General features: G+C 56.8%; 25 protein-coding genes. 17 read left to right on the plus strand and 8 right to left on the minus strand.

Annotation, left to right across the window (positions count from 1 at the left end; translation table 11 throughout):
- Positions 1-478: 478 nt before the first annotated feature.
- The 7 genes from NCR40_RS29245 to NCR40_RS31685 form a co-directional block, all read right to left on the minus strand.
- On the minus strand, positions 479-1,708 hold the full coding sequence (locus NCR40_RS29245; protein ID WP_250511549.1) for a Replication protein O: 1,230 nt from the start codon (positions 1,706-1,708) through the stop codon (positions 479-481).
- Positions 1,709-1,951: 243 nt separating this feature from the next.
- The gene (locus NCR40_RS29250) at positions 1,952-3,025 is read right to left on the minus strand and encodes a ParB/RepB/Spo0J family partition protein (RefSeq protein WP_250511550.1); all 1,074 of its coding nucleotides are present in this window, start codon (positions 3,023-3,025) and stop codon (positions 1,952-1,954) included.
- Complete coding sequence (locus NCR40_RS29255; RefSeq protein ID WP_250511551.1) at positions 3,022-4,257, minus strand: ParA family protein; 1,236 nt, start codon at positions 4,255-4,257, stop codon at positions 3,022-3,024. Before NCR40_RS29255 ends, NCR40_RS29250 begins: the two co-directional genes overlap by 4 nt.
- 356 nt (positions 4,258-4,613) lie before the next feature.
- Positions 4,614-5,966: a helix-turn-helix transcriptional regulator gene (locus tag NCR40_RS29260; RefSeq protein ID WP_250511552.1), complete on the minus strand. Its 1,353-nt coding sequence runs from the start codon at positions 5,964-5,966 to the stop codon at positions 4,614-4,616.
- 175 nt (positions 5,967-6,141) lie between these two features.
- The gene (locus NCR40_RS29265; protein ID WP_250511553.1) at positions 6,142-6,456 is read right to left on the minus strand and encodes a TrbM/KikA/MpfK family conjugal transfer protein; all 315 of its coding nucleotides are present in this window, start codon (positions 6,454-6,456) and stop codon (positions 6,142-6,144) included.
- A 23-nt stretch (positions 6,457-6,479) separates the two neighbouring features.
- Positions 6,480-6,863 carry a hypothetical protein gene (locus NCR40_RS29270; RefSeq protein ID WP_250511554.1) on the minus strand — a complete coding sequence of 128 codons (384 nt, stop codon included), beginning with the start codon at positions 6,861-6,863 and terminating at the stop codon, positions 6,480-6,482.
- A gap of 1 nt (position 6,864) precedes the next feature.
- Entirely contained in the window at positions 6,865-7,029 is a 165-nt protein-coding gene (locus NCR40_RS31685) for an H-NS histone family protein (RefSeq protein WP_370652302.1), read from the minus strand.
- A 138-nt stretch (positions 7,030-7,167) separates the two neighbouring features.
- Here NCR40_RS31685 and NCR40_RS29280 point away from each other — a divergent pair, with 138 nt between their 5' ends.
- The 15 genes from NCR40_RS29280 to NCR40_RS29345 all read left to right on the plus strand — a co-directional run bounded on the left by NCR40_RS29280 (position 7,168) and on the right by NCR40_RS29345 (position 19,952).
- Positions 7,168-7,914: a lytic transglycosylase domain-containing protein gene (locus NCR40_RS29280; protein WP_250511555.1), complete on the plus strand. Its 747-nt coding sequence runs from the start codon at positions 7,168-7,170 to the stop codon at positions 7,912-7,914.
- Positions 7,915-7,917: 3 nt separating this feature from the next.
- Positions 7,918-8,205, plus strand: coding sequence for a KorA family transcriptional regulator (korA, locus tag NCR40_RS29285; protein WP_244832063.1), 288 nt, complete (start codon positions 7,918-7,920; stop codon positions 8,203-8,205).
- Positions 8,205-8,558: a TrbC/VirB2 family protein gene (locus NCR40_RS29290; RefSeq protein ID WP_244832062.1), complete on the plus strand. Its 354-nt coding sequence runs from the start codon at positions 8,205-8,207 to the stop codon at positions 8,556-8,558. The genes korA and NCR40_RS29290 overlap by 1 nt, the downstream gene beginning before the upstream one ends.
- Before the next feature lie 88 nt (positions 8,559-8,646).
- On the plus strand, positions 8,647-8,958 hold the full coding sequence (locus tag NCR40_RS29295; protein ID WP_250511556.1) for a VirB3 family type IV secretion system protein: 312 nt from the start codon (positions 8,647-8,649) through the stop codon (positions 8,956-8,958).
- A complete protein-coding gene (locus NCR40_RS29300) occupies positions 8,958-11,564 on the plus strand; it encodes a VirB4 family type IV secretion/conjugal transfer ATPase (RefSeq protein ID WP_250511557.1) in 2,607 nt (868 codons plus the stop codon). Before NCR40_RS29295 ends, NCR40_RS29300 begins: the two co-directional genes overlap by 1 nt.
- 12 nt (positions 11,565-11,576) lie before the next feature.
- The gene (locus tag NCR40_RS29305; RefSeq protein WP_250511558.1) at positions 11,577-12,272 is read left to right on the plus strand and encodes a TrbJ/VirB5 family protein; all 696 of its coding nucleotides are present in this window, start codon (positions 11,577-11,579) and stop codon (positions 12,270-12,272) included.
- Positions 12,273-12,294: 22 nt separating this feature from the next.
- Positions 12,295-12,513, plus strand: coding sequence for an EexN family lipoprotein (locus NCR40_RS29310; RefSeq protein WP_250511559.1), 219 nt, complete (start codon positions 12,295-12,297; stop codon positions 12,511-12,513).
- Positions 12,514-12,523: 10 nt separating this feature from the next.
- Positions 12,524-13,564, plus strand: coding sequence for a TrbL/VirB6 family protein (locus NCR40_RS29315; RefSeq protein ID WP_250511560.1), 1,041 nt, complete (start codon positions 12,524-12,526; stop codon positions 13,562-13,564).
- Between the two features lie 90 nt (positions 13,565-13,654).
- On the plus strand, positions 13,655-13,855 hold the full coding sequence (locus tag NCR40_RS31555; protein WP_350029338.1) for a hypothetical protein: 201 nt from the start codon (positions 13,655-13,657) through the stop codon (positions 13,853-13,855).
- Entirely contained in the window at positions 13,855-14,598 is a 744-nt protein-coding gene (locus NCR40_RS29320; protein ID WP_250511561.1) for a VirB8 family type IV secretion system protein, read from the plus strand. Before NCR40_RS31555 ends, NCR40_RS29320 begins: the two co-directional genes overlap by 1 nt.
- Positions 14,598-15,485, plus strand: coding sequence for a TrbG/VirB9 family P-type conjugative transfer protein (locus tag NCR40_RS29325; RefSeq protein ID WP_250511563.1), 888 nt, complete (start codon positions 14,598-14,600; stop codon positions 15,483-15,485). Before NCR40_RS29320 ends, NCR40_RS29325 begins: the two co-directional genes overlap by 1 nt.
- On the plus strand, positions 15,482-16,642 hold the full coding sequence (gene virB10 / locus NCR40_RS29330) for a type IV secretion system protein VirB10 (protein WP_250511565.1): 1,161 nt from the start codon (positions 15,482-15,484) through the stop codon (positions 16,640-16,642). The genes NCR40_RS29325 and virB10 overlap by 4 nt, the downstream gene beginning before the upstream one ends.
- Complete coding sequence (locus NCR40_RS29335) at positions 16,629-17,648, plus strand: ATPase, T2SS/T4P/T4SS family (protein ID WP_250511566.1); 1,020 nt, start codon at positions 16,629-16,631, stop codon at positions 17,646-17,648. The genes virB10 and NCR40_RS29335 overlap by 14 nt, the downstream gene beginning before the upstream one ends.
- Before the next feature lie 232 nt (positions 17,649-17,880).
- Entirely contained in the window at positions 17,881-18,756 is an 876-nt protein-coding gene (locus NCR40_RS29340; RefSeq protein ID WP_250511567.1) for a tyrosine-type recombinase/integrase, read from the plus strand.
- Between the two features lie 8 nt (positions 18,757-18,764).
- On the plus strand, positions 18,765-19,952 hold the full coding sequence (locus NCR40_RS29345) for an IS91 family transposase (protein WP_250511569.1): 1,188 nt from the start codon (positions 18,765-18,767) through the stop codon (positions 19,950-19,952).
- Between the two features lie 647 nt (positions 19,953-20,599).
- Here the strand turns inward: NCR40_RS29345 and NCR40_RS29350 are convergent.
- Positions 20,600-22,063, minus strand: coding sequence for a DUF1254 domain-containing protein (locus NCR40_RS29350; RefSeq protein WP_250511574.1), 1,464 nt, complete (start codon positions 22,061-22,063; stop codon positions 20,600-20,602).
- A gap of 339 nt (positions 22,064-22,402) precedes the next feature.
- Between NCR40_RS29350 and NCR40_RS29355 the strand changes: the two genes are divergently transcribed.
- Together NCR40_RS29355 and NCR40_RS29360 are read left to right on the plus strand one after the other, a co-directional pair.
- A complete protein-coding gene (locus NCR40_RS29355) occupies positions 22,403-23,779 on the plus strand; it encodes a DUF1214 domain-containing protein (RefSeq protein WP_250511576.1) in 1,377 nt (458 codons plus the stop codon).
- A gap of 55 nt (positions 23,780-23,834) precedes the next feature.
- On the plus strand, positions 23,835-24,500 hold the full coding sequence (locus NCR40_RS29360; protein ID WP_250511578.1) for a hypothetical protein: 666 nt from the start codon (positions 23,835-23,837) through the stop codon (positions 24,498-24,500).
- Positions 24,501-24,755: the final 255 nt, after the last annotated feature.

Raw genomic sequence — 24,755 nt, forward strand, 5'->3', positions numbered from 1 at the left:
GACGGCTCAAACATCTGATGCTTCATGAGCAGCGACGAGATCGGACAAAGGAGGATTTTTCGTCAATACGACTGCACAGGGCGACCGATGACAAAGATCGTTAATGGGCGGTAGGTTTCCGTCGCTACGCTCATCGACGAAACCTACCCGGCGTTGCGTTCATACCGCCCATTCACTTGCTTGAAGCGATTTGGGTCTTCGGTCGATTGTCGTTAGACATCCGGTAAGGCCCCTCGCCCGGGTAAGCCGCCTACTTTGGTCAAAGCCTGAATCCTTCCTCGTTCGCCCCGTTGCTTGCAGGCGCGTCGGCGGAGTCTAGAATCATCACGTGACGGCTGGCAGCTTGCATGGGCTTAGCGAGTGAGACTGGTAGTTGCATTTTCAGATTTTCGTCTTTAACTCATTGCTCAAATCGGCGACGTCGCAGATGAGAACCAAGTTGGAATCGCTCGGCGACCCGTTCGACACATACGCTCGATCATGAAAGCAGCACGCGCGGTTGCAGCAGTTGGCGCAGGCTCGCAATGTGATCGCGCACGGCAGTGGTGACCGGGGGGCGCGCCGCGACGGCTGGTGCAGTGCTCGTCCTGCTCGGACGACTGGGGTGACTCGGCTTGCTCGGATGCGGTGCGCCGATCGAGGCGCGCTGCGCGTCGGCGAAACGCTCAAGGTCCTGTGCGGTCGCGGGCCGAATCTTGCCATTCTTCAACGCGTCAGCGAAGGATGGCAACCAACCGGCGGCCTGCCGACCGATAGCCTCGGTGAGCGTAAAAATCGTCATCGCATCGCCCTGGGCGCCGACCACAAACTGGCGCTGTCCTTTAACGTCGATGAACGTACGCCCAGCGTTTTGACGAGCGAGGGAAGCCGCTTCCGCATGTTGCTGGCGGCGGCAGACTTCGGCGTTCCGCTCACCATTCCGGCGGGTCACTACGCCGGCGAAGTCGACCGGGTTGCGTAGCAGGGCACGCAGGTAGTTGATGGGGGCCTTGGCCAGTCGCAGGTGGTCCCAGGTGGCCTCAACCACGTCGGACAGGCGCTTGCCGTGCTCACGCGCTTCCCGCATGAGTTTGAAGATCAAGAAATCAACAAAACCCAGGGTGCGCAGACGCTGGAGGTCCGCAGGCAGGTGCCCCGGTTGTCTCTTTTGAAAAACAGAAGGGCTTAGATACTTATATATTCTACCGTCTGCCACTTTGGCAGACGGTGCCGAAAATGAGGGTGCCGCTTGGCCTTGTGCGTTAGGCAAGGCCGGCTGTGGCGCAGAGTTTTCCTGCGCGCGCGCGTGCTCGGGTTCCTCGATAAGGCCAAGGAGAGCGGCAGCGTGCTCGGTCAGGTGCAGGTAGGCCCGACCGAACAGACCTGCTTCGACGTAACGCGTTTGAGGGCGACGATCGATGAGACCGGCCGTCTCAAGGTCGTCGAGGCTGCGATAAAACGTCCGCATGGATTGCAGCGCGCGGCCGGTCAACAACTCACGACGTGCGAAGATTGCGGCGAAAGGTTTGGCTGCGTCAACGGTGCGGGCGAGGGCGGAGAGCACCGCGCGAGCACGCGGCGAGATCTGTTCGATATGGGCGGCTCGAAACGCGGCCCGGAAGATGATCCACGGCAGGTTGGTCGAGTCGCAGTGAAAAGCGGTGAGGGCGGCCGAATCTTGCGGGTGAGTTTGACCCTCGCCAGCAACGGTGCGTTGCGCGATAGACATGTCGAGCGTTCCATTTACGAAAATGGATGGAATTCGCTTGACTGCAGATCGCGTTTCGCTACACTCGGGTCTGTGAGCAGTGACCACTTCCGGTTCCCGCCGGTGAGTGTGCGGTTTGGCTCTCGCAGCCAACCTTCAAAAACCCTCGGTTCCCGCCGAGGGTTTTTGTTTATGGGGTCGTAAAAGACCTAAGTTCGTGACATTTTCATCAATTAGCGCCTCATATCATTTCAAATCAATAGGTTAAGATTGGTTGTCATGCGTTTGTTTTGTTGCGGCGCCTGCGAGCGTCTCCAGCGTACGCTTGATAGCGTCCTGCACAGCTTCTGCGACTTCCTCAGATTGAAACTCGATCCGCATGACGTTCTTGGCTCGGCGCACGTCGCACCAAGTGCTTTTTCCTGCCTTGACCTTGTAACTTGACGCTACTGGTTTCGCCGTTTTTGTTCTGTCCCCATCACGGGCGAACCGAACCGCTTGCGCTTGATCTAGCTTGCGCGTGGAGACCTGGAACACCGCCTCAACCACCCGATCACTTTTTCCGAGCTCGGAAATGCTGGCCAGCTCAGCCGCAGCCGAAGCTCCGACAATCCCTACGTGCGCAGCGAGAATCTCACGGGCCGCATTCGGCAAACGATCGTATGAAAGCAACAGGCTCACGTAGGATTGGCTGATGCCAATTTGTTCTGCGATCTCAACTTGCTTCAACCTTGCGTGCTTGTGTTGATACCTTTTCAGCCCCACATATTTTTCATAGTCGGTTAAATCCGACTGCATCAGGTTAGCGAAGAACGCTCCTTCATCAGCGTCCTCGCTCGTGGTGTCGCCGACAACACATCGAATGCTTTCACGGCCGAGCTCGCGAAACGCGTCCGTACGATGATGGCCAGAAAGAATTTCATAGCCACCCTCCGATCGCGGAAGTACCACGACGGGATGGATTAGCTTGTTATGACGCAGATTCTCTCGAAGCTCCACGTACTTCTCTCGCGGCATGTGTCGACGCCGACCAGGCATCTCGTGCAGTTCCGTCAACGGGATGTCGATCGCGCCCCTAGATTGTTGCGCCTCAGCAAGTTCTTTCTTTAAAAGTTCAATTTCCTCGGCGGATCCGCCAGTTGCCCCGGCCTCTAACTCTTCTATGCGCTGGCGCAACACATCGAGCTCCCTCTCTTTTTCGGCGAGAAGAGGGAGCGAAGCCATGAGCTGACCCGGTGCTGTCTTTGGCCTCGCAGGGATATCTGGCTCAGGCCGCGGCTGACGTGGGCTCGCGCCAATTCCGGCAGCCTTAGCTGCGAGTCGATCCTTGATACTCATTCGGCCTCCGATTCGGCAAGCCACAGCGTCACGAGTTGCTGATCCACAATCTCCGCGAGCCGGTCGTACGCTTCTCTGGCACGCTGATAGGTCTTCAGGCTCCCTTGATACTTCGAAATGTCGTACACCGTTCCGAACTCAGCCGCCGCCGATTGCGTCACCGCGGTCGTGGGGATCTCAACAGGAAGCACGAGACTCTCATAAGTCTTGTTGATCCAATCGCGAACGATAGGCGTTGCTGCTTGGCTCTGGTCTACTTTCGCGAGTAGGACATTGATGAAGTCGAAGCTCTTGTCCAGTTGCGGCGCTACTTCCTGCATGCTCTGCGACAAGTCGGAGAACAAGCTCCAAAACTGCGTTGACGATGCATAATCGAGCGCACTTGGCGGGGTCGGCACAATAAGACCGTCCGCTGCCATGAACGCATTGATCGTCAAGTAGGAAAGGGCGGGAGGCGTGTCGATGATAACCACGTCATACTTGTCTAAGAGAGACTGAAGACCGCTATTCAGCACATTCCAGAATTGGAAGTTTTTCTCTTTGGACTGTTTAAACGGCAGGAAGAACTCCGCGCCGAACAGTGCAGCGCTTGCCGGAATTAGGTCAATACCATCCCAATAAGTCGATTGGACGGCATACTCGAGGCTATCGGTTTCGCCATAAATTAAGGGGAGCACCGTGTGCTCGTCTGCAACCTCGCTATCAGCTAGGATTCCGTGCAGCGCAGAGAGCGAAGCTTGGGGATCAAGGTCAACTAGCAATACGCGACGGCCGAATAGTGTCAGCCCTTGAGCCAACGTCATTGCAGTAGTGGTCTTACTGACCCCACCCTTAAAGTTTCCGATAGCGATCGTCTTGCCCTTCACCCCGGCGGGGCGCTTTGCAAAAGGTGCGATTCGGTCGATCCAGATTCGCGTTTCTGCGAGGGTAAATTCCCGACTGCGGCTGTGTCGAAGAGTACCCTGAGGAAGATCGGATTCGCTTCGAGCTAAGTAATGCATACGCTGGCGATCAACCCGACAGAGATCGCCGACCTGAGCAGTCGTGAACACCGGAGGGTTCTTTCGCGGATGAGGCGCAAGCATGCTCTCACGCACATCCACGAGCATGTCGCTGGCGCTCCGTGCAATGTCCTTTATCCCGTTCAAGGAGATACGCTTCGGAGCGTGCTTGACTTGAAGTTGCATCGTCGGTGAGGACTTATCAGGGCGTGCCCGAACGGCGGTGGTCATCAACTGCTCCCGTTGTTTAATTCAACACTCGGATGAGAAATAAACGATGCGTGTTGAATTTTCGACAGCATAGTGGGAAACACGCCGTGTCGCAAGTTTACGTTGCTCGGCGGAGGCGCTTGTCGGGGGTTTGAAGCAAGATTTTCGAAAACGCTTTAAGTGCGAGCGAATCCCGTCCGCATCGACGAAAGCGGACGGTCTGCTGGACATGCTGGTTCACCGTGTCAACAGCCGCTCGTTGACTGGTATCAGCGAACCCTTGAACGCTCTCTAGTAAAGGTAGCCGCGTTCACCTGCATAGCGCTTCCGTCCACAGGCGCGTTCTGGTTAAAGCTCCCTCGTTCCGGTCAGACTTCCTAGTGGTAGGAACTAGATGGACCGTTCCGCTCGGCCCAAGCATCCTCATCCTCTTGATCCACATCTGGCTCCCACCACGGCAGCCCTGCAGCCGCGCATTCCTCGCGGGACGCGCTCGTTGCAAAGCAGTGAACATCAACTCGCCTAAATTCGAGCTCGCCTTTCTGATTCGGCATCACTTCATCAATCAAATCGTTTGCCGCGGCGATGTCGTCGAAAATCTGCGCTTCCTCGGTCGGTCCTGGAAACAGATTCGAAAATGCCGGACAAGCGCCGTCCGCTCGCAGAAAAACCCCGTGTTTGGGGCTGTACAGTACATACGCAACTTTCCGATCGGAGACCAGCGGCAGTAGGCCCAGGTCACTAGCGACTTGTACCGAGCTCCGGATGGTCTTCGTGGCTAGCTTTTCATTGATTGAAGGCAGATGGAGGCGCTTCAAGGACGTCGGCGAAATGTTGAGCACTTCGGCGATCGCGTCGAGCTGAAAACCGCGTTTCCACGCGTTGAGAATCTGAAGTTCGAGGGGCGTCAAACCGGTGTTTCTGAAAGCGACCGAGGCTTCCTTCCGCATGTACCACTCAAACACTTGGGCGGACAGGGCTCGGAACAGTGCCTGATTCGCGCGCAGACGCTCTTCACCGTTCTCCTCGGGCAGCGTATTCGTCGCTGCGTAGAGAACGCCGAAGTGATTGCTTCCGCGATGATGCGCGGGAACAACAGCCAGACTTTTCATCCCGAAACCACGTGCTCGCTCGGCGATCTTGCGACCGCCGCCACTCATCTTTTGGATCTTTCCGAAGTCTGACGAGAAAAATGGCTCGGGATGTCCGCGTGCTCGCTCAAGGGCGGGGTCGCCCGCGTACATCCGCAAGGACACGTAGATCTGCAGTGCCTCAGCATGCGACGTGAGAATTCGATAAGAGGCCGGTTGACCACTCGAGTCATCTTGCGCCAAAAAATACATGAAACTTGTCGCACCGAGGCCACGGATGACGGCGTTCATGCAGTACAACAACTCGATCTCATCGGTGGCACGGCTCAAACGATTGAGCATCGCCAATTGCTCCTCGATCGACGCCGGCTCGCTCGATTCCGGAGCCACGTACATCGCTTCGCGGAGTAGATGCTCAAGAACCGGTCCAACCCGATCAGAGTGCGGCTCACTCTTCATAAACTCGGAGATGCTCGCATCGTTGGCGAGCAAAACCTGTGTGATCTTTGGGCCGACCTTCCCCACAGGCGCGGTCGAAAACGATTCACGCTCGATGAGAATGCCAGCTGCAGCCGGTGTCACATTCAGCCGCACAGTCTCATGCCCAAGATTTAGCGAGATTGGTTGCAGAGCTGCCATGGTTTTGTCCGACCAAAAAATTGGATTGAACTGTACGAACGCGATTCAATCACGCTTCGTTACAAATATTCACATTATCTGCGGCCTTAACATCAAACCGGCAGCATAGTCAATACGGTGAACATGCTGCTTAATTTTTATAAGATGGACGGCAAGACGTAAATCGCTGAAGGCTTTAGAGATGAGTCACCGATCCGAATGCCGAGATAATAGAGTCGATGCTCGACGTGTCCTGATTGGATCCGGGACACGAGTTCAAATAATTCCTTCGGGCATTCGGCGTGGCATTCAAGTCGACGTGTCCATGCCGGTATTCAACAATCGACAGGAAATCTTCGATTGGCTTGTCGCAGCTCGATCCGCCGCCCGCACCAGCGGCCTCGCCTGCCATGCACAGCAGCGAGGCGCACGCGTCTTTCGCGAGAACGGGCGGTGTTGCAACTGAAGCGGCAATCGAAACGAACAGGCCAATAGCGCGATGGAGTTTCATTTTCACAGTCCTCTCGAGTGGAATTACGCACGATTCGAATTCGTGAGCGCGTGCTTAAAGCATGCATTTAGAGCCGAGATAAATGCAAGCTCACCGAGGGATGAAAGAAGAAACTGTAAATGCTTCCCATGATCGAGAAATGCGAACAGGGCCGCGAAAAGCACGGCGATAGCAATTAGCTTCGTCAGTATGCGAAGCGGTTTGACGAATAACGCAAGCAAGGTGATCAGTATGTCAATCGATGTGAGCAAAGCGATACGACCGATGAACGCAGCACAGCGCCGTGCGATGTGGCACGTTGCTCTCAGTGCTTCCTGGGCGAATCCGGCGAAGGTTCGCGGAGCGCGCGAGCGCGTGGAAGCAGATCGTTTCGCTCTGGGTGCATCGAGTCGTATCACCTTGCCCATTTCAGTCCTCCGGATCGCGTACCTCAAAGTCGGTCAAGAGACGTCCCTGATCCAGGTAGTCCCTCAACCAATGCGGCCGCTTGCCGCGACCACTCCACGTGTTGAAGGGATTGGCCGGGTCGCGATACCGCGCTGGCCCCTTCGGAGCTTTCTCTCCTCCAACCATTACGAACTGAATCTGTTCAGCCGGTGCGGTCGGATTGTTTGCAGTGCGTTTTTTCGGTTTGCTCTTGTCGCTTGACACAGCCTCGTTACTCACTAAGATAGACGTTAATCATTGAAAATGCAATTTCAAGGACTAAAAATGAGCCGCATCATTCTGCTCGCTGCGTTGTCTGCTGCCATGGTTGCCGTGGCAGGGCAGGCTAATGCCTACGCCGGAACGTCGGCCGACGTGATGGAGATAGCGAAGCAGTGCGCGCCCAATGTTAGTCCTATCACCATGGGCTCCCTGGTTGCCCACGAATCGAAGAACAATCCGATCGCGATCAACGTGAACGGAAATTATCGCCTGTCTTCGCAGCCCGACTCGGAAGCGGAGGCGAACCAGACCATCGCGACGTTGGAGGCAAGCGGCGCGAACTTCGACGTCGGATACGGGCAGGTCAATTCAGCGAATTTTTTAAAGCTCGGCGTTAGCGGAAGCGACTTACTAGATCCATGCGTCAACCTACGCGCTTCGGCGGCAGTCTTGACGGGGTGTTATTCACGCGCGGTGCAAACCTACGGCGAAGGCCAGACGGCACTGCTGCACGCGCTTTCCTGCTACAACACGGGTTCGCAGTCGCGCGGCATCGCCAACGGATACGTCTCCAAGGTGGTTGCGCAGGTGCGAGCCCTACAAATCCCTGCCCTGACGGATGACGCTGGCGGTGTGACGCGTGGAGCGCAATCCATTTCCAGTTCCACGCAGCAGGGCAGGGCAGCCGCCGAAAAGCTTCCCGTGAAAGCCACCGCGGCGGCGATGCGGGATCCCCATGATCTGGAAAACCAAGGTGCGTTCTCGCGAGACGACCCCGGTGCGTTCGGCTCGGTGAAGCCGGAGCCCTAACCCATGCAAGTGTTCTTGATCCCGCAAAAGCAGATCGAGGAAGAAATCAGGCGCGGCCGACTACAGGCCGTGAAGATTCAGAGAGTGGCGACCAAACAGTGGTTTCCACTGTTTGAAGTGGGCGATGACGCAGCGAACGTCGTCGTCTGTTCGATTCGCGTTCAAGCGAAAGAAGAGGTGCGCTATTGGGCCGACCTCAGATTGCTAGTGGAATGGCTTCGCGAGCGATGTGGCGTCGAAAGTTGTGTGTTGCTGCTGTCCGAATTCAACCCGAAACCCGGAGAACCTTGATGACACTCGTCGCTTCCCGAAAAATCGGTCGTCCCGCCGCTACCTTCCGTTCTATAACCGACCACCTTTATCGCTCCCGGCGCGTCCTGCTTTTTGCATGGACGCTTGCCATCACTTCCTTCTTCTCGTCAGGTGCCTATGCTGCAGGCACCGACACTGGATCATCCGCCATGAGTTCGTTGCAGGCGTGGATGATGACCTGGATTCCCATCGGCGCCGCACTGCTGATCATCGCATGCGCTCTTGGCTGGATCGCGCACCTTGTTCGAGCTGACTTCGCCGTGCGCTGCGTGGTCGGACTGATCGTCGTGGGCTCTGCGTCTTATCTGGTCGCACTTTTCGGAATCAGCTAAGGCTTATCGGTCGAGATCGAGAGCGAACTTCTCGAAGTTGTGTCGACGACGCCACGGCAATCGATTCCCCACCTGAGAGGTGCCATCAATGAAAACAGGCGAGTTTCCCCTGTTCAAAGGCGCAACGCGCCTACCCACCTACATGGGCATTCCGCGCACACCGTTCTTGCTCGTTTTCATGGTGTGCGGCGCGCTGTTCATGGTGATTCACTTCTGGACGGTCCTCCTCTTCGCATTTCTCTGGTTTGTTTGCTTCTGCATCACCAAGCACGATGACCGCATGTTTCGCGTGATCGGCCTGGCGTTCAAAACAAAGATCGTGAATCTCGTGGACTCGCCGTTTTCAAGTCGATGGGGCGGATCGAGCTATGCCCCGGTGAGCTACAAGGAGAAGATGTAATGGCCGTCTTCATGCGTCGATTGCAAGCCGATGCCGGGTACAGGAAGGAACCGTCGGCGGTGAAATTCTTGCCGTACTCCTATCATGTCACCGACTCGATCGTGAGCACCGTCTCGAACGAATACCTAATGACGTTCCGCATTCGGGGACGCTCGCACGAGTGCGCGTCCGACGCGGAGCACATCAACTGGCGTCGCGACTTGAATCAGCTGTTCAAGACAGTAGGTAATGAACACGTCCGGTTCTGGACGCATTTGCATCATCACCAGACCGATCGTTATCCCGAGACCGTTTTCGACGCGACATTCCCTCGCGGGCTGGATCGCAAGTATCGAGAACGTTTCGAAGATGTGCCGTTGATGACGAACGATTGGTATCTAACGATCGTGTACAACTCCGTCGGTGACCTTACTCAAAAGTTTCTGGCTCGGTTCGAACGCCCGTCGCGCGACGAGCTGCTCGAGATCCAGGCGGAGGCGATCGCGAGCCTCGAAGATATTGCGTCGCAGATCACAGGCGCGATGCGCGCTTACGGCATTAAAGCGCTCGGCATCTACTACCGCGATGCCAGAGGGAATCGCATCGAGGACCGCGAAGCAACGGAGACTGATGACGCGGCAGATCCGGACGACATTCTAAGTGAGAGCGTAGATCCTTCAAGCGCGCCCGCTCCCACGTTGCAACTCGTCGTCTCGGCAGAGCGCCAGCTTGCGTTCTCGAGCACGTTGGAGTTCTTCTCTTTTTTGGCTAACGACGAATGGCAGCCGGTTCCGGTCACGCGGGACCGAGCACGTGAGTCGATGCTTTACAACCGCATCGTGAGTTCAGTATTCGGTGACGTGATGCAAAGCCGCCGAATAGATTCCGACAAATATGTCGCGGGCGTAGAGATTGTGGACTTTCCGGAGGCGACCGAGCCGGGGCAGCTCAACGTTCTGATGGAGGCGGACTTCGAGTTCGTGCTGTCGCAGCAGTATTGCTGCATGTCGAGCATTGCGGCGGGTGTGTTCCTGTCGAACCAAGAAAAGGCGATGCTCGAAACGAAGGACAAGAGCCGGTCTCAAATCGCTCAGATGGCCGATGCCGCGGACGATGTTGTCTCGCGTCGTGTGACGATGGGGTGGTACTACGGTTGTCTGCATGTCACTGCCGATACGCCGAAGGAGGCGCAACGGCGGGCGCGCTCCGCGCGAGTGATGCTGAACTCGTGCTCGGTCGTCGCAGGATCAATTGGCCTCGCTTCGGACGCAGCATGGTGGTCCCGGCTGCCGGCCAATCACGCGCTGGCGCCGCGCCCCGTGCCAATCAACAGCATGAATTTCCTGTCGTTCTCGCCGTTCCACAATTTCATGGTTGGAAAGCCAGACGGTAATCCGTGGGGTCCCGCCGTCGCATTGTTCAAGACCGTCACGGGCACGCCACTATTCTTCAATTGGCACTCGTCGCCACTCAGCGAAAGCTCTCTCGGCAAACGTCCACCCGGCCACGCGATCATGCTGGGCAAGACCGGCTCGGGAAAGACTACCTTGCTAAGCGCGCTCTTGTCTTTCTCGACGAAGTTTCGGCCTCGCCAATTTGTCTATGACGTGGGGCAAGGCATGTATCCCTTGGTTGCGGCCCTTGGCGGACTGTACACCGTGCTGCGAGACGGTCACCCCACAGGATGGCAACCGGCGCAGCTTGCAGCGACCGAAGCAAACATCAGACTGGTCAAGCGGCTTATCAGGTTGTGCGCCGAAACCTCGTTGGAAAGCCCAATTACCCATGATGAGGTGAAACAAGTCAACGAGGCAGTCGATGCGGTCATGGGGTCGAGTTCTCTCCTGCCACCGGAGACTCGCACCTTCACTGCTATCGTGCAACATCTTCCGCGACCCTATCAGATAGGTGCAGGCGAGCGGCCGTCCCTCGCGTCGCTGCTCGAGCCGTGGTGCCGTGGGGGAGAGCACGGATGGCTGTTTGATAACGATGCTGACGAGCTGGATTTGAGCCAGCGCGACGTGTTCGGATTCGACCTCACTGATTTCATCGTCGGACCGGGGCAAAAGGCGCCCGTCGCTCGCACGCCACTGCTGATGTACCTCCTGTATCGGGTGCGCTCCTCGATTGACGGAACGCGGCGTGTCATTCAAACGTTTGACGAGTTTGCGCAATATCTTGACGATCCGACCATCACGCTCGAGGTAAAGCGTGGACTCAAGACAGATCGCAAAAAGGACTGCATTTACGTTTTCGCCACGCAAGAGGCGAACGATGCGCTCGATAGCGCAATCGGCAAGACGATCACTCAGGCGTGCGTGACCAAAGTGATGCTGTACAACCCCGAAGCCACTCCATCGGACTATCTCGAGTATCTCAGGCTCACGCCGGCAGAACTGGACGCGATGCTGTCGATCCCCGAGGACAGTCGGCAATTTCTCGTCAAGCAAGGCAACCAGTCGGCGGTCGCTGTCATGGATCTCTCCGGCATGGACGATGAAATCGCGGTCCTTTCTGGGACACCGGATAACGCCGAGCGACTCGATCAAGTGATCGATCGACTCGGTTCGCGCGATCCCGAGGCGTGGTTGCCGGCGTATTTCGACGCGGTTCGCCGCAGAGCATAAAGGAGGTGATTCATGAAACGCTCTCTAACTGGCGTCGCGCTCGCATTGGCCGCGATCTGCATGCCGATGATGGCGCGCTCCCAGGTCATCGTCGAAGATCGAATGGCTATCGTGCAGCTCGTCAATCAAGTGACAACACTGAAAAGCCAGCTCGACCAACAGGTCGCCCAATATCGGGCGCTTACCGGTAGTACCGGTCTAGGGAACCTTGTGCCGGGCGACGCTTCGCTTTTGCGCACGAACCTTCCCTCGAACTGGTCTCAGGTTTATGGCGATGCGCTCAGTGGAGGTAGCTCGGGCTACAACACTCGCACAACACAGATTCTGAACGCCGCTAGATCCAAGATGGATGGTATGGGGCGCGGTGACGCGCTTGACTATGCGAACAGCCAAGTCGAATCAAAAGGTGCAACCGATAGAGCAGTGGGAGAACAGGCCTACAACAATGAGATGGCCGAGCTTAGCAATATCCAATTGTTGACGAATCAGATCGACGCGACCAGCACGCCGAAGGAGATCGCAGATCTCCAGGCGCGCATTTCGACGGCACGGGGCGCGATCGAAGCCGAGCAGACCAAGCTGAACCTCATGTCGTCGTTGCAAAGATCGCAGGACAAGATTCTGCAGCAGCAACAAATTCAGGCGGCCCGGCGGTACGGGATTGGGACCGCCTCGGATGGAAACACCACGCCGAACCTCACACCTTGACCGACAACCGGACCTAACTTCCATGAACAAAGCAGTCGTTGTACTTGCCTCGCTTTTGATTCTTTCGGCCTGCGGCAAGGACGCCGATCATCCATCGCAGACCAAAGATTGGTACATGCAACACGACGCCGAGCGTCATGCAAGAGTGGCTGAATGCAAGAACGACGCAGCACAGAAAGTATTGCCCGATTGTCAGAATGCTCTTGACGCGCAGGCTCAGATCACCGCATTTGGAAAATAGGAGAGGTTGGATGGCCGCCTACAATGCAACGTCGCAAATCTTCACTTACATGGATACGGTGGTATCCCAGTTCGTGGCAACGAATCTCTCTAATGTGATCAGCTTTGCGGCTCCGATCGTAGCGCTGGGCCTAACGATGGCATTGATGATCGAAGGATTGTTTCTCATCGGACGGCCGAACGGTGAGCCTTTAAGTTCGCTCGTCAATAGGTTCGTCAGATATGCGATCGTCATCGGGATAGCAAGTGCCGGCGGGTGGTATCAGACTAAGCTCGCCAACGTGGCGATGCATATTCCTGATGAGTTAGCCTCAGTGTTTGTCTTGGACGGTCAATCCGGCGCGCATGCGCAAACTACGATCTCCAACTCGATCGATCAAGCAATGGACAAGGGATTGAATGTGGCCCGGAAGGCGTTCGAGGGAGCAGGGGTTATGAGCGGTCCCAGCCTCGCCAACTTGATACTCGGTGTGACGGTCCTATTTGTCACAGCGATCATGTGTGGGATTGGAGCTGGCCTTATCCTGATGTCCAAAGTGATGCTTGGTATTACGATTTGCTTCGGGCCGATCTTTATCTTCTTGCTTCTCTTCGAAAGCACTAAATCGCTGTTCACGCGATGGATGGGATCAGTCGTCAACTATGGTTTGGTAACCGTGCTTTTCTCCGCAGTATTCGGGTTGTTGCTTTACTTCTTCAAAGCCGCAATAAGTGCTGCGTCTGCAGATAACCCCGATGCACCTATTATGGTTTCCATCGTCACATGCGTCCTTCTGTTGGTCATTACGTGGTTTGTGCTGAAAGAGATCCCGCATATGGCTTCGTCCTGGGGGCAGGGCGTATCGGCAGACATCTTTCGGCATACACGCCAAAGTAAAGATGGACTTGGCACCGGCGGGGGCGCTAGTCGCGGAGGCAGTGCCGTTGCGTCAGGTCAATCCGGCAACGGCGGCGCTGGCTCCTCTAACTCGCCCGCAACTCGGTCGACGGCGTCCTCAGCAACCCCATCTGCTACTAACGGTCTAGCCCACGGTTCTCGGCGATCCGCCTAGCCAACTACGTTCATATCCAGTAGTAAATCATTGAAATTATAATTTCAATGATTTACTATGGTTTGCAAGATAACCACCAAGAGCGCGACTATGAAGCCACTCGCATCTTCCATATTTTTTTTTGGACTCCTAACGCTATGCGCTTGCGCGAGTAAGCCGAAGCCGCCGCCCGAGCCAGATATGACCCATCTTGTTCCGGTCAATAAGGCGACGCCTGCTGAACTCGAAGGCAAGGTGATTCTTCCGCCTAAAACAGCGGTTCAGCAATGGAAGGCCGGGGACTCGAACTGATGAAAGCCGCAGATCAAAAAATTACGCGGGCCGAACGTAAGGCGATCACCCGCGCTGATATGGACATTTATCGAAAAGAGCGCGGAAGTGTAGAGATCGATCTGCTCGACGAAGTCTTGATGTCGCGTAAGCGTGCCTGGCAAGTCGCGTCCGGCTTCGCGGCATTTGCGCTGATGGCGTGGATTGTGGCCGGCGGGACCATGCTTCGCTACGCACAACCGTTGCCGCAATACCTGCTGACGCTGAACAAATCGACCGGTGAGCTGTCGCAGGTGTCGATCGTCACGCAGAACATCGGAATGGATGAAGCAACGGATCAATATTGGGTGTCGCAGTTTGTGATTCATCGCGAAGCCTACGACTTCTATGCGGGGCAAACCGATTTCGACTTCATGCGACTCACAGCCGCGGGTCAGGTTGCCGACGACTATATGCAGCAATATCGCGGTTCCAAACCTAAAGACAAGGTGCTTGGCGACTCAGAGAGCACGTCGGTGCATATCAACTCCGTGATCGTCGACACTAAACATCGTGTCGCTACGGTTCGGTACACGACGACGAAGCGTGTACGGGATCGGCCACTCGCTGAGCCGCCGCAGTATTGGATCGCGACGCTGGCCTACGACTACGTGCATCGTCCGATGACCGCTGCAGAACGATTTATAAACCCGGCCGGTTTTCAGGTCACCAGTTTCAGACCGAATCTGGAGAATCCCGCCAACGTAGGAAGAGTAGGGGGCTGATGATGTTTCAATACGCGCTGACTGCCCTTGCGTCCGCTGCTGTGCTCGCATCTTCGTCGGCCTTTGCGGTCGCACCGACGAAAAACTCGCCCGACGACTATCGCATCAAGTCCGTGGTCTACAACGCTCAGGATACGGTTCAATTGAACGCCGTGCTGGGCCTGCAAATCCACATCACGGTTGGCCGTGATGAGAAATACGTGACGCATGCTTTTGGCGACACGAAGGCATGGCAGTTCACGCACAGCGGCAATAACTTCTTTGTGCGCCCAACCGCGGATCTCAGTGATACCAACCTGACCATCATCACTGACAAGCGCGCCTATAACATCCTGCTCCATTTCATCGGCCATGCGTCGAGGAAGGGCGCGGCCGGGCAACCCGTTCAGGCGTTCATCAACAACCCGTGGTCCATGAAGCAGGCGACCATCGAGTTGAATTACCTGTATCCCGATCAGGAGCTTGCGAAAGCGAAAGCAGCAGTCGCACGGGCCGAACGATCACAGGCGATGAACCGGGATGACCCGAACGCAAGGTACAACGTCGACTATCAGATGTCTGCCGATCCTGCGTCGTCGTCGATCGCGCCGGTGAACGCATGGGACAATTTTCGGTTCACCTACTTCAAATTTCCGGTTAACGCTGAGCTTCCCGAGATCTTTGTCATGAGTTCGGATGGCAAAGAAAGCACAGTCAACACGCACGTTGAGGGTGTCGACCACAACATCATCGTCGCCGAGGCCACCGCCAAGCAATGGCGCGTGCGCTACGGGCAGCAGAAGGTAGTTGGCATCGTCAACGGCGGATTTGATCAAGCACGTGGAGGCACCTCCAGCGGGACGACTGTGCCAGGCTACACGCGGACCATGAAAGGGGAGAGCGAATGAGCCGACGAGAGCAAAACATTGACGAGCTCGTCGATCCGAGCGAACAGATTGATGGCGGTCGGGAGTCCTTCAGCCGGGTTGTATCGTCGCGGAATCGCGTACAGGGCATGCGTGCGTTCGTTGCGCTGATGGTCATCATCGGGATCGTCCTTGTCGGCTGGATCATTTTTCGAAAGCTTCATCCGTCCCCGGCACCGGATGGTCAGGCGAAGCAGCAAACTTCGGGCATGCTGCCGCAGTACAGCTTCTCGACCGATCCGAGCGGCGCTGCCTCGGCGCCCATAGCCGCGAGTCCAGCCGCCGCATCCGACCCACTGCCGCAGCATTCACTACCGGCGCGTCAGACAGGTGCCAAGCGCGAGTTGACGCCAGAAGAAAAGGCGTATCAGCGTCGTCTCGATGCGAACACTGCCGGAGTTCAGGACGCTGCACAGAGCTCAGGAAGCCCTCTGCAAAAGACGTCGGCAGTAACGGGTTCCACTCCTGTAAGCGCCGACAGCTCAGCCCTCGCATCAAGAATGAACGGGGTCACTATCGGACGAGTCATGGCGAGCACCTTCGAGCACCCGAGCATGACCGTGCCGGCAGGCACGATGATCCAGTGTGGGACTGCGACCGAGCTGGATACAACTGTTCCCGGGCAGATCAAGTGCCATGTCAGTCAGGATGTGTACTCCTTCAACCACAAAGTGCGTCTGATCGACAAAGGTGCGACCGTCATTGGAGAGGCGAGTGGGGGGATCAAGAGCGGCCAGGCGCGTGTGTTTGCATTATGGACGCGCCTGGTGAATCCAGACGGGGCGGTCATCAATCTGAATAGTCCCGGAACCAACGCCCTCGGTAGCGCTGGCATTCCTGGGCAGGTCGACTCGCATTTTTGGGAGCGATTCGGTCCAGCAATCCTGATCTCAGTGATCTCGGATTTTGGCAACGCAGGCGTTCAGTACGCAGCGAACAAAGCCAGCAACGGTGGCACAAACCTCAACTTCGACAATTCATCGCAGACTTCAGACTCTCTCGCGCGAGAAGCGCTTGCCGCGACGATTAACATCCCGCCAACGCTGTACGACCAGCAGGGCGATCACGTCGCCATCTTCGTGCGTCAAGACCTTGATTTCAGCAATGTGTACGAGTTGAACAGCGATGCCACTCCATAAAGCACAGTCGTTTATTGCCTCGGACCATGCGGTGAACATGACGTTGGCCCCGCTGCTCCCTTATCTTGACGATCCAGCGGTTTTCGAGGTTCGAATAAACAGATTCGGGCAGGTCGTCGCTGCTCGGACCGACGGCCGTGAAATCCTCCACGAGCCGGCAATCACCCCCGCCTACGTCAACAATCTGACGAACACGCTTCTGTCGTATAACGGCCTGGGTCCTTCGCCGATCATGGATGTGATGTTGCCCAACGGCACCCGCGGTGTGATCGTGCGGCCGCCGGCTGTCCTTGAGGGTACCGTGCTGATTTGCTTCCGAAAGCACCTTCAGCTCCGAAAGGGGCTTGAAGAGCTGCAGGACGAAGGTCGCTTTTCAAACGTAAGGCGACGCACCATCGAGGACATGCTGAAGCTTGATGCCGTTGAAGAAAAGCTGCTTGCGCTTCTTGATCGTCGAGATGTTGTCGGCTTTATGCGTGAGGCGGTTCGAAACCGGAAAAACATCTGCGTCTCAGGCAAGACCGGATCCGGGAAATCAACGCTCACTCGGACGCTGCTGGCTGAAGTTGCGTCGACCGAGCGCGTGCTGTTGTTAGAAGACGTCCACGAGGTCGAGGCCGACAATCAGTACGAGGTCGGCTACATGATGTATGGCAAGCAGGAGGGAAGGGTGTCCGCCAAAGAATGCCTGACGGCTGCAATGAGACTTTCGCCTGATCGAATTTTTTTGACGGAGTTGCGTGACGATGCGGCGTGGGATTATCTAACCGGCGCGAACACAGGGCATCCGGGTGGCATTTTCTCGACGCATGCTGACAACGCCGCTACCACGTTTGCGCGAATCGCAACGTTGGTAAAAGCCTCGGACGTTGGACGCACCGTTGATTACGATGTCATTCTTAAAACCGTGATCACTACAGTCGACATCGTCATCTACATGGCAGATCGTGAAGTGAAAGAGATCTATTATGATCCAATGTATCGAAGACGCCAGCTGATAGGGTAGAAAAAAGGTTCAGGAGCGGCGCTATTTTGTGCGCTCGATTTCCGTCCATGATGGTGTCGGCGCATGAGCGCAATTTCAATGACGCGACTTCGACTGCGATCGGCCACTGGACTAAACCGCTCGCGCGGTATGTGCTCCGTTCAAAGTTATTGGTTGGGATAATGTAAAGCCGGCCGGTTTCCTATGTTGAGTGATGAGGCGATCCGCCTCGTTACCCAGGAGGAACCGGGCCATGACATCCCCCGCCCAAGTTACCAGTCCGTTGCGTCAGCGCATGATGGACGACATGCGCATGCGCCGCCTCGCACCAACCACGCAAGCCAATTATCTTCGTGTGGTACGAGCGTTCACCGTCTTCCTCGGACGCTCGCCCGACACTGCCACCGTAGAAGACTTGCGTCGCTATCAACTGCATCTGGTTGATCACGGCGTGTCGCCAGTTTCTTTGAACGCCGCGATCACCGGTCTGAAGTTCTTCTTCGGTACGACGCTCGCTCAAGAAGCGTTGATGGCGAAGATGCGTCCGATTTATCTCCCGCGTACCTTGCCGGTCATACTCAGCCGCGAAGAAGTTGGGCGGCTGATCGCGGCGGCGACCAACCTGAAGCATCAAACGGCGCTGGCGCTCGCCTACGGAACGGGATTACGCGCCAGCGAGGTAACAGCCCTGAAGGTCGGTGACATCGATAGCGAGCGTATGACGCTGCGCGTTGAGCAGGGCAAAGGCCAGAAGGACAGATATGCCATGCTGTCGCCGATCCTGCTTGAGCGTTTGCGGGTCTGGTGGCGGGTTGCACGAGCTCAGGGAAAGATGCTCGACGGAGGCTGGTTGTTTCCCGGACTTAACCCGATCGAACCGCTCAGCACCCGTCAGCTTAACCGAGCGGTTCATGCTGCAGCCGAGGCTGCGGGAATCGACAAGCGCGTGTCCATGCATACGTTGCGGCACAGCTTTGCCACGCATCTGCTGGAGCAGAAGGTCGATATCCGGGTGATCCAGGTCATGCTCGGACACAAGAAGCTTGAGACCACAGCGCTTTATGCCCAGGTTGCCACCGATATTCTGCGCGAGGTGGTCAGCCCTCTCGAGAGTTTGCGTACTGAGTAGCTCTCATCGTGGCGCATTGCGCGCTTGAGGTCGCAGACGTCTTCCGCTCTCTTGGTCCAGCGTGGCATCGCTCCGCTAATCTGAGCCTCGGGCAGCTGAAGGTCATGTCCGCAATCGAACAGTGCCGCACCGCGGCGCTGGGAGGGCACCTGCTACGCTGCGACGGATGCGCGGCGATCGAAGTCGCCTACAACTCGTGCCGCAACAGACATTGCCCACGGTGCCAGGCTGGCGCGGCGCGTCGCTGGCTGGAAGCGCGCGAGGCCGATCTCCTGCCCGTCGAGTGCTACCACGTGGTCTTCACGCTACCCGCTGCGATCAGCGCGATTGCGTATTACAACAAGCCCGTCATTTACGGGCTGCTGTTCGATCTCGCGGCCGAAACGTTGCGCACCATTGCCGCTGATCCGAAGCATCTTGGAGCGCAAATCGGCGCCACGCTCGTCCTGCATACGTGGGGCTCGGCGCTCACCCATCATCCCCATGTGCACGGCATCGTTCCCGGTGGCGGATTATCGCCGGACCGAAGCCGGTGGATAGCATGCAGGCCAGGCTTCTTCCTTCCGGTGCGCGTACTCTCGCGCCTGTTTCGCCGGCGCTTCCTCGAAGAACTTGAAGTGACCTATCGCCGGGGGCAGTTGCAATTCTTCGGCGAATACGCCGGGCTCAACGATATCGCAGCCTTTGGCAGGTGGCTCGCGCCAATGCACGCATCCGAGTGGGTCGTGTATGCCAAGCGCCCGTTTGCCGGACCTAAAGCGGTGCTCGCCTACCTGTCGCGTTACACCCACCGCGTCGCGATCTCCAACCAACGCCTGGTCGCGCTCGACGAAGACGGCGTTACCTTCCGCTGGAAAGACTACCGCGTGAACGGACGCACCCGCAACAAGACCATGACCCTCGAAACAGGTGAGTTCACGCGTCGCTTCCTATTACACGTATTGCCTGGCGGTTTTCACCGCATCCGCCATTACGGCCTGCTCGCCAACCCATCGCGGCGCGCGAATCTCGCGAAGATACGCGAGTTGCTGGGCGCACCGTCTGCCACTATCGGCAGGAATGCCAACGACATCGCTACAGTCGAAGCGTCGCCGACCTTCGTTTGCCGGCACTGTGGTTCGCCGATGATCATCATCGACATACTCCAGCGCAGCAGACCTATTCGAGCACCACCGGTCGAGCGAGCCCACGCATGAAAGCCATCGCGTCAGGATGCACACGTCAACTGTCGGCTCTTCGGCAAAGAGAGCTCATAGGGGACGCTTGCGCCTACGACTCCCCGCAGGCAATCCGGTGCTGGTCGGTCCGGCATATAGCAATGCCCAGCAGCGTCGCTGATGCGATCGCGGTTGCCCAAGCTCTGATTTGCCCGCGTTTTTATCCGCCGTGCCTTCAATGGGACTGAACCAATCGCCATAGCGGTGAAAGGTTCAGACCACGTCGGGGCACTCCGCGGTTTCCTCCCTTGGGGCTTGTAGGACGCCTGCCCGCGGGCGTCTGGGCGAGTTGACGTGCCGATGGATCGGGGCAGGCGTCCTACAACCCTAAACACTTTGAGACGTTCACCCCGAGCTCCTGAGTGGCCGTTCACAAGCCTGCTACGGCCGGTCAAATCGGGAGGCACATACGGCTACCGATGCTAGGCGCTGCAAGTTCGGGCCAAGTCGATACGAATACAACGATAGCGCGGCATCAGAGCGGCCGTATTGAACTCCGTGGCAACGCTCAGTGCCGCGCGCATGCGGTCTTCGGCGATGGTCGTGCCAACGGAGATGTCATACGCACCGTCCTGATCGCGAAACACCACTTCCACGAGGCGCCGGCGCGCCCCGTGAACCTGCCTTCAGTTGACGTGCACCACCGGTGGCGGCGTCCACGATCCATCAAGTATCGCGGCCTTGGGCCAGTAGGCGCGGATGTACAGCGAGAACACGTCCTTCGGCGCAGGAACCCAGTTCGATTCCTTATCTGCGCCTGGCGAATCGTTCTGGAAATAGAGCGTGAGCGAGCCGTCGTCGTTGTACTTCAGGGATTTACTCTTCGTGCCGAGCGAAAAGCGATTCAAGCTGTTCGCCTCGAACAGATGCTCCTTGTTATAGACCGTCAACGACCAGAAACCATTTACCGGCGGAACCTGTCCCTTCGCAAATGTCACCGCGTAGCGGTTCGTTCCCACGAGGCGTTGCCCGCTCGCGTCGAAATCTGTATAAATGTAACGCGTTTCCTGCGGTGCGTTGTCATACATATTCGACTTTGCCGATGCCGTGCGCGACAGGTAATCGATGCCCCAGCGCGCGCCATTGGGCGGAGACGTCCAGCCGTTGCCTACCGGTCTGCCGTTATTGCGAAATTCAAAGAGCGGACTGATCAGATTAGTCTCTGAGGCCGCCGCCGTCTCGTTCAACGCGGCCTTGATTTGCGGGTCTTTTGCCGCAGCGTCCAGCACGGACTGGATCGTCCCGTAGAGCGCTTCCTCGCCCGGCCGAGGCGGAACCATCTTCATGACCAGCGCAAGCTCGTCGAAGAATTTATCCGGGATGACCCACTTGACTTCGCCCTTGCCGTCAGTTGCCGGCGGCGGAAAAGAGGGTGTGCTCTTCCAGTCTTTGGTCCTCATCTTCCCGGTATATTCGCTTGACGGATACACCATGACCTGACTTAATAAAGGTTGAATCGCCGCTTTGTCTTCAGGCGTGTCGTCCTGAAAAATTCGCGGGAATATGGCCACGAGATTGGTGGGTGCACGGTGAACCGCGACAATCCCTTTCGGGACATTCCCTTTCCATCTGGGACCAACCAGTAGATGAAGGCCTGCCTTCGTTTTGTATTGCGTGCCGATTTCGCCGAACGAATCGGTTCTCGCGTCGGAAAGCTGGTACGTGTAAAACCGCTTACCGAAATCTGGAACCTGAATGATTACCGGGGTTTTATCGAGCTCCATAAATCCCGCGCCATACACCGTGTCCTGGTTGGGACAGGTGACGAAGTTCTCAGCGGAATCAATGTAATCCGTCAGCATGGAGACCTGGTTGTGCGGTGAGCCCGGAATTACGCCGCCAATCCGCCCTGGCTCCGGCAAGTCCTTCACGGCGAGCGAGCGGTTGTAGTTATTCACCAGCGCCCAGCCCCATAGATAGGCGAACCGGCCTACTGTCGCAACATACTCTTTGGTCATCACGGTGTTGGCGGGCGTTCCCGGGATTTCGGACGTGGACTGTGCGACAGGAGGCGGGGCTACAGCTGCCACGCCTACCGATGAAGCGGTAATGCCCACACCTAAGCTCACAATCAAATGCCTCAGATTCACATTGACTCCTCGTTGAGAATGTTGAAACGTCAGGCCTGGCCTCGTCATGCCCGCGGCTAATGACAAGTTCCCTTTGGATGACGGGGACTCGTAGCATTGCCGGATTAGCGCTGAAGCTTGACGGCCACTTGTCACCGCTTTGTTATACCAATACGAAAGCAATGCAAAGAACACGATCGTTTGATTAATATCCGATTCCGCCCGGAGTCGGACGTTTTCGCGAATTTAGCTGAGTCGCATACTGTGATCTGGATATAAGCACCTATTGCCGTGACACTCTATCAAGATTTTCCTGGCCAATGTAAGCTTTCCGTCAACTACCCAGAAGAGGACTTATTCATGCCAAGCACTATCAATGCGACGAGATTGACGTTCTCCGTAATTGCAGCAGGTTTGATTGGCCTGGGCGTGGCGGCCTGCAGTTCGCCGGGTAACAACCTGGCACCCGCCGCAAGCATGACTCCGAATGGAAGCGCGCCGACTGATGATCAGATCGTGGCCGCGTGGAATTATCTGTATGGTCGCTATCTCGTGTTGCAGCAGGAGAATTACGACATCAACGTCGAGAAGGTTGGGTACAACAAAATCAAATACAACCCGCTTGGTTCGGCCCAGTTTGTCAATCCGAATCTGGACGTGGCTTATCTGGAAGCCTGGCTGGCGGCCGATCCGGATCACGCAGTCATTCTGAACGTGCCCAAAGTGACAGGCCGGTACTACACGGCGCAGCTGCTCGACGGGTGGGGTGAAGTCATTACCAATATCAATGAGCGTACCTACCCTGATCACCCCTATGGCAAGTTTGCGCTGGTGATCAAGGGCACTAATCCGCCGGTGCCGGCGGATGCTGTCAAAATTGAGTTGCCTTCAGCTAAAGCCAAATTGCTGGCGCGCGTTGAACTCAAGGGCTCGCCGACAACGGCCGTGGAGCTGCAACATCAGTTCACTGTCAATGCGTCGCCGGACACGAAGATCGACGCGCCTTTTTCCGTGCCGTCGTTCACTCCGGCCGCGCCCCTTGGAGTCGACATCTTCGATCACGTGAGCGAAGCACTGGCCACCTATCCTGACGCAATGCCAAAGGCCGCCGAATACCAGGCAGCAGCGATCAACGTCGCCAACTATGCCAGGAGCAGTGACGCGGCACGCAAGCGGGTGAGCGACGTCGTCCGGGCGAAGGCGGTTCCGGGCTTCCTGCAGCATGCGAAAGGGTTTGGGACGCAGAAAGGCGGCTGGTCGGTCACATATGTCGCGGGTAAGTTTGGCAATGACTACGTGGCACGTGACATTGTCAACTACGGTGGGCTGTGGGCCAATGTCATCAGTGAGGCCATTTACTTTGTCGGCCTAAACGATAGCGACAACCAACCGCTCGACGGTAGCAAGAACTACGAGATCCGTTTCCCGAAGGGTGAAAGGCCTGATGCACATGTCAATGGATTCTGGTCCGTCACGTTGTACAGCGTGCCGGATTATCGCGTGGTGCCCAACGCACTGCATCGGTATAACCTGAACAATGTGTCGCAGCTGAAGGCTAATTCGGATGGAAGCACGAGTATCTGGCTCGCACCTGTTCGACCGAAAAATGTGCCGCAGGGTAACTGGCTGCCTACGCCGGACGAAAAGGGCTTCTCACTGAACTTCCGCACCTATGTGCCGAAAAAAGAGGTCCAACAAGGTCAGTGGTTTCCGGCACCGATCATGAGAGTGAAATAGCCGGAAATAGCGTCGTCGAGATTTCCCGACTTTCCTCCTGCGACCCACCATCCCGGTGGGTCCGAACGGTTTAATTCCGGCCCCAGAAATCTTCCGGCTAACAGCGCCCATTAGCACAAGGCCTGCCCCTGGTGGCGGGTACAACACGGGGCTTGGCGACATCAACCTCTTCGACATTTTTCTTTTGTCGCAAGGTAAAACGCAGATGGGCGTTGGCCCGCTGATCACGATACCGACCGCGACCGACCCGAGACTGGGAACCGGCAAATGGCAGGCCGGCCTCGCAGCGGTTGCCGTCAACGCAAACAAGGAACGTTTGCTTGGCGCGCTCGTTCAGTGGCAACAATCATTCGCGGGCCAGAGTAGCAGACCCACGGTTCAGTCACTGACAGCCGAACCGTTCGGCATTTTCAATTCGCCGGAGGGCTGGTATATCCGTTCGACCGGCATCTGGACTTTCGATCTTCAGCACAGCAGCTATTACATTCCGGTTGGACTGGGCGGCGGCAAAGCGTGGAAGTCTGGTTCGACGATCTATAACGCTTTTATCGAGCCACAGTATTCAGTCGCCCATTCAGGCAATGTGCCGAACTGGCAGATATTTGCGGGGCTGAACATGACTTTCGGCAAGCGACAGGGCGGCTTCAGTCATCCAGGCCAAGAGCGTGACGATGGAAGGTCCGGTACCGCAATATCTATGCAGCCTGTAGGGCGGCGTTGAGAGCGAGCCATCCATGGCAAGTGGCTTCCTTGGCCACACTTCACTTCAGCGCGCGCAGTGCAACTGTTCTAGCAGTCTAGTGACATCGGACGTCGCTTGCACGTTAAGGAGCGGCCATTGATGAAGCCAAGGCCGAAGGGCAGAAACGGGTCGTCATGCGCCTTCCGACCTTCAGAGGACCTCAACAGAAGTTTCGACTGACGGCCGTAAGACCGCCCAAAAGGTGGGACATATCCACAAGCCGTTGCGCAACCA

The sequence above is a fragment of the Caballeronia sp. GACF4 genome (assembly GCF_023631025.1).
In the GTDB taxonomy this organism is placed as follows: Bacteria; Pseudomonadota; Gammaproteobacteria; order Burkholderiales; family Burkholderiaceae; genus Caballeronia.

Bases quoted from the DNA above. Each gene is read 5' to 3' on its own strand.
- NCR40_RS29245 (WP_250511549.1), bottom strand. From the start codon at position 1,708: ATGTCTATCGCGCAACGCACCGTTGCTGGCGAGGGTCAAACTCACCCG.
- NCR40_RS29250 (WP_250511550.1), bottom strand. From the start codon at position 3,025: ATGAGTATCAAGGATCGACTCGCAGCTAAGGCTGCCGGAATTGGCGCG.
- NCR40_RS29255 (WP_250511551.1), bottom strand. From the start codon at position 4,257: ATGACCACCGCCGTTCGGGCACGCCCTGATAAGTCCTCACCGACGATG.
- NCR40_RS29260 (WP_250511552.1), bottom strand. From the start codon at position 5,966: ATGGCAGCTCTGCAACCAATCTCGCTAAATCTTGGGCATGAGACTGTG.
- NCR40_RS29265 (WP_250511553.1), bottom strand. From the start codon at position 6,456: ATGAAACTCCATCGCGCTATTGGCCTGTTCGTTTCGATTGCCGCTTCA.
- NCR40_RS29270 (WP_250511554.1), bottom strand. From the start codon at position 6,863: ATGGGCAAGGTGATACGACTCGATGCACCCAGAGCGAAACGATCTGCT.
- NCR40_RS31685 (WP_370652302.1), bottom strand. From the start codon at position 7,029: ATGGTTGGAGGAGAGAAAGCTCCGAAGGGGCCAGCGCGGTATCGCGAC.
- NCR40_RS29280 (WP_250511555.1), top strand. From the start codon at position 7,168: ATGAGCCGCATCATTCTGCTCGCTGCGTTGTCTGCTGCCATGGTTGCC.
- korA (WP_244832063.1), top strand. From the start codon at position 7,918: ATGCAAGTGTTCTTGATCCCGCAAAAGCAGATCGAGGAAGAAATCAGG.
- NCR40_RS29290 (WP_244832062.1), top strand. From the start codon at position 8,205: ATGACACTCGTCGCTTCCCGAAAAATCGGTCGTCCCGCCGCTACCTTC.
- NCR40_RS29295 (WP_250511556.1), top strand. From the start codon at position 8,647: ATGAAAACAGGCGAGTTTCCCCTGTTCAAAGGCGCAACGCGCCTACCC.
- NCR40_RS29300 (WP_250511557.1), top strand. From the start codon at position 8,958: ATGGCCGTCTTCATGCGTCGATTGCAAGCCGATGCCGGGTACAGGAAG.
- NCR40_RS29305 (WP_250511558.1), top strand. From the start codon at position 11,577: ATGAAACGCTCTCTAACTGGCGTCGCGCTCGCATTGGCCGCGATCTGC.
- NCR40_RS29310 (WP_250511559.1), top strand. From the start codon at position 12,295: ATGAACAAAGCAGTCGTTGTACTTGCCTCGCTTTTGATTCTTTCGGCC.
- NCR40_RS29315 (WP_250511560.1), top strand. From the start codon at position 12,524: ATGGCCGCCTACAATGCAACGTCGCAAATCTTCACTTACATGGATACG.
- NCR40_RS31555 (WP_350029338.1), top strand. From the start codon at position 13,655: ATGAAGCCACTCGCATCTTCCATATTTTTTTTTGGACTCCTAACGCTA.
- NCR40_RS29320 (WP_250511561.1), top strand. From the start codon at position 13,855: ATGAAAGCCGCAGATCAAAAAATTACGCGGGCCGAACGTAAGGCGATC.
- NCR40_RS29325 (WP_250511563.1), top strand. From the start codon at position 14,598: ATGATGTTTCAATACGCGCTGACTGCCCTTGCGTCCGCTGCTGTGCTC.
- virB10 (WP_250511565.1), top strand. From the start codon at position 15,482: ATGAGCCGACGAGAGCAAAACATTGACGAGCTCGTCGATCCGAGCGAA.
- NCR40_RS29335 (WP_250511566.1), top strand. From the start codon at position 16,629: ATGCCACTCCATAAAGCACAGTCGTTTATTGCCTCGGACCATGCGGTG.
- NCR40_RS29340 (WP_250511567.1), top strand. From the start codon at position 17,881: ATGACATCCCCCGCCCAAGTTACCAGTCCGTTGCGTCAGCGCATGATG.
- NCR40_RS29355 (WP_250511576.1), top strand. From the start codon at position 22,403: ATGCCAAGCACTATCAATGCGACGAGATTGACGTTCTCCGTAATTGCA.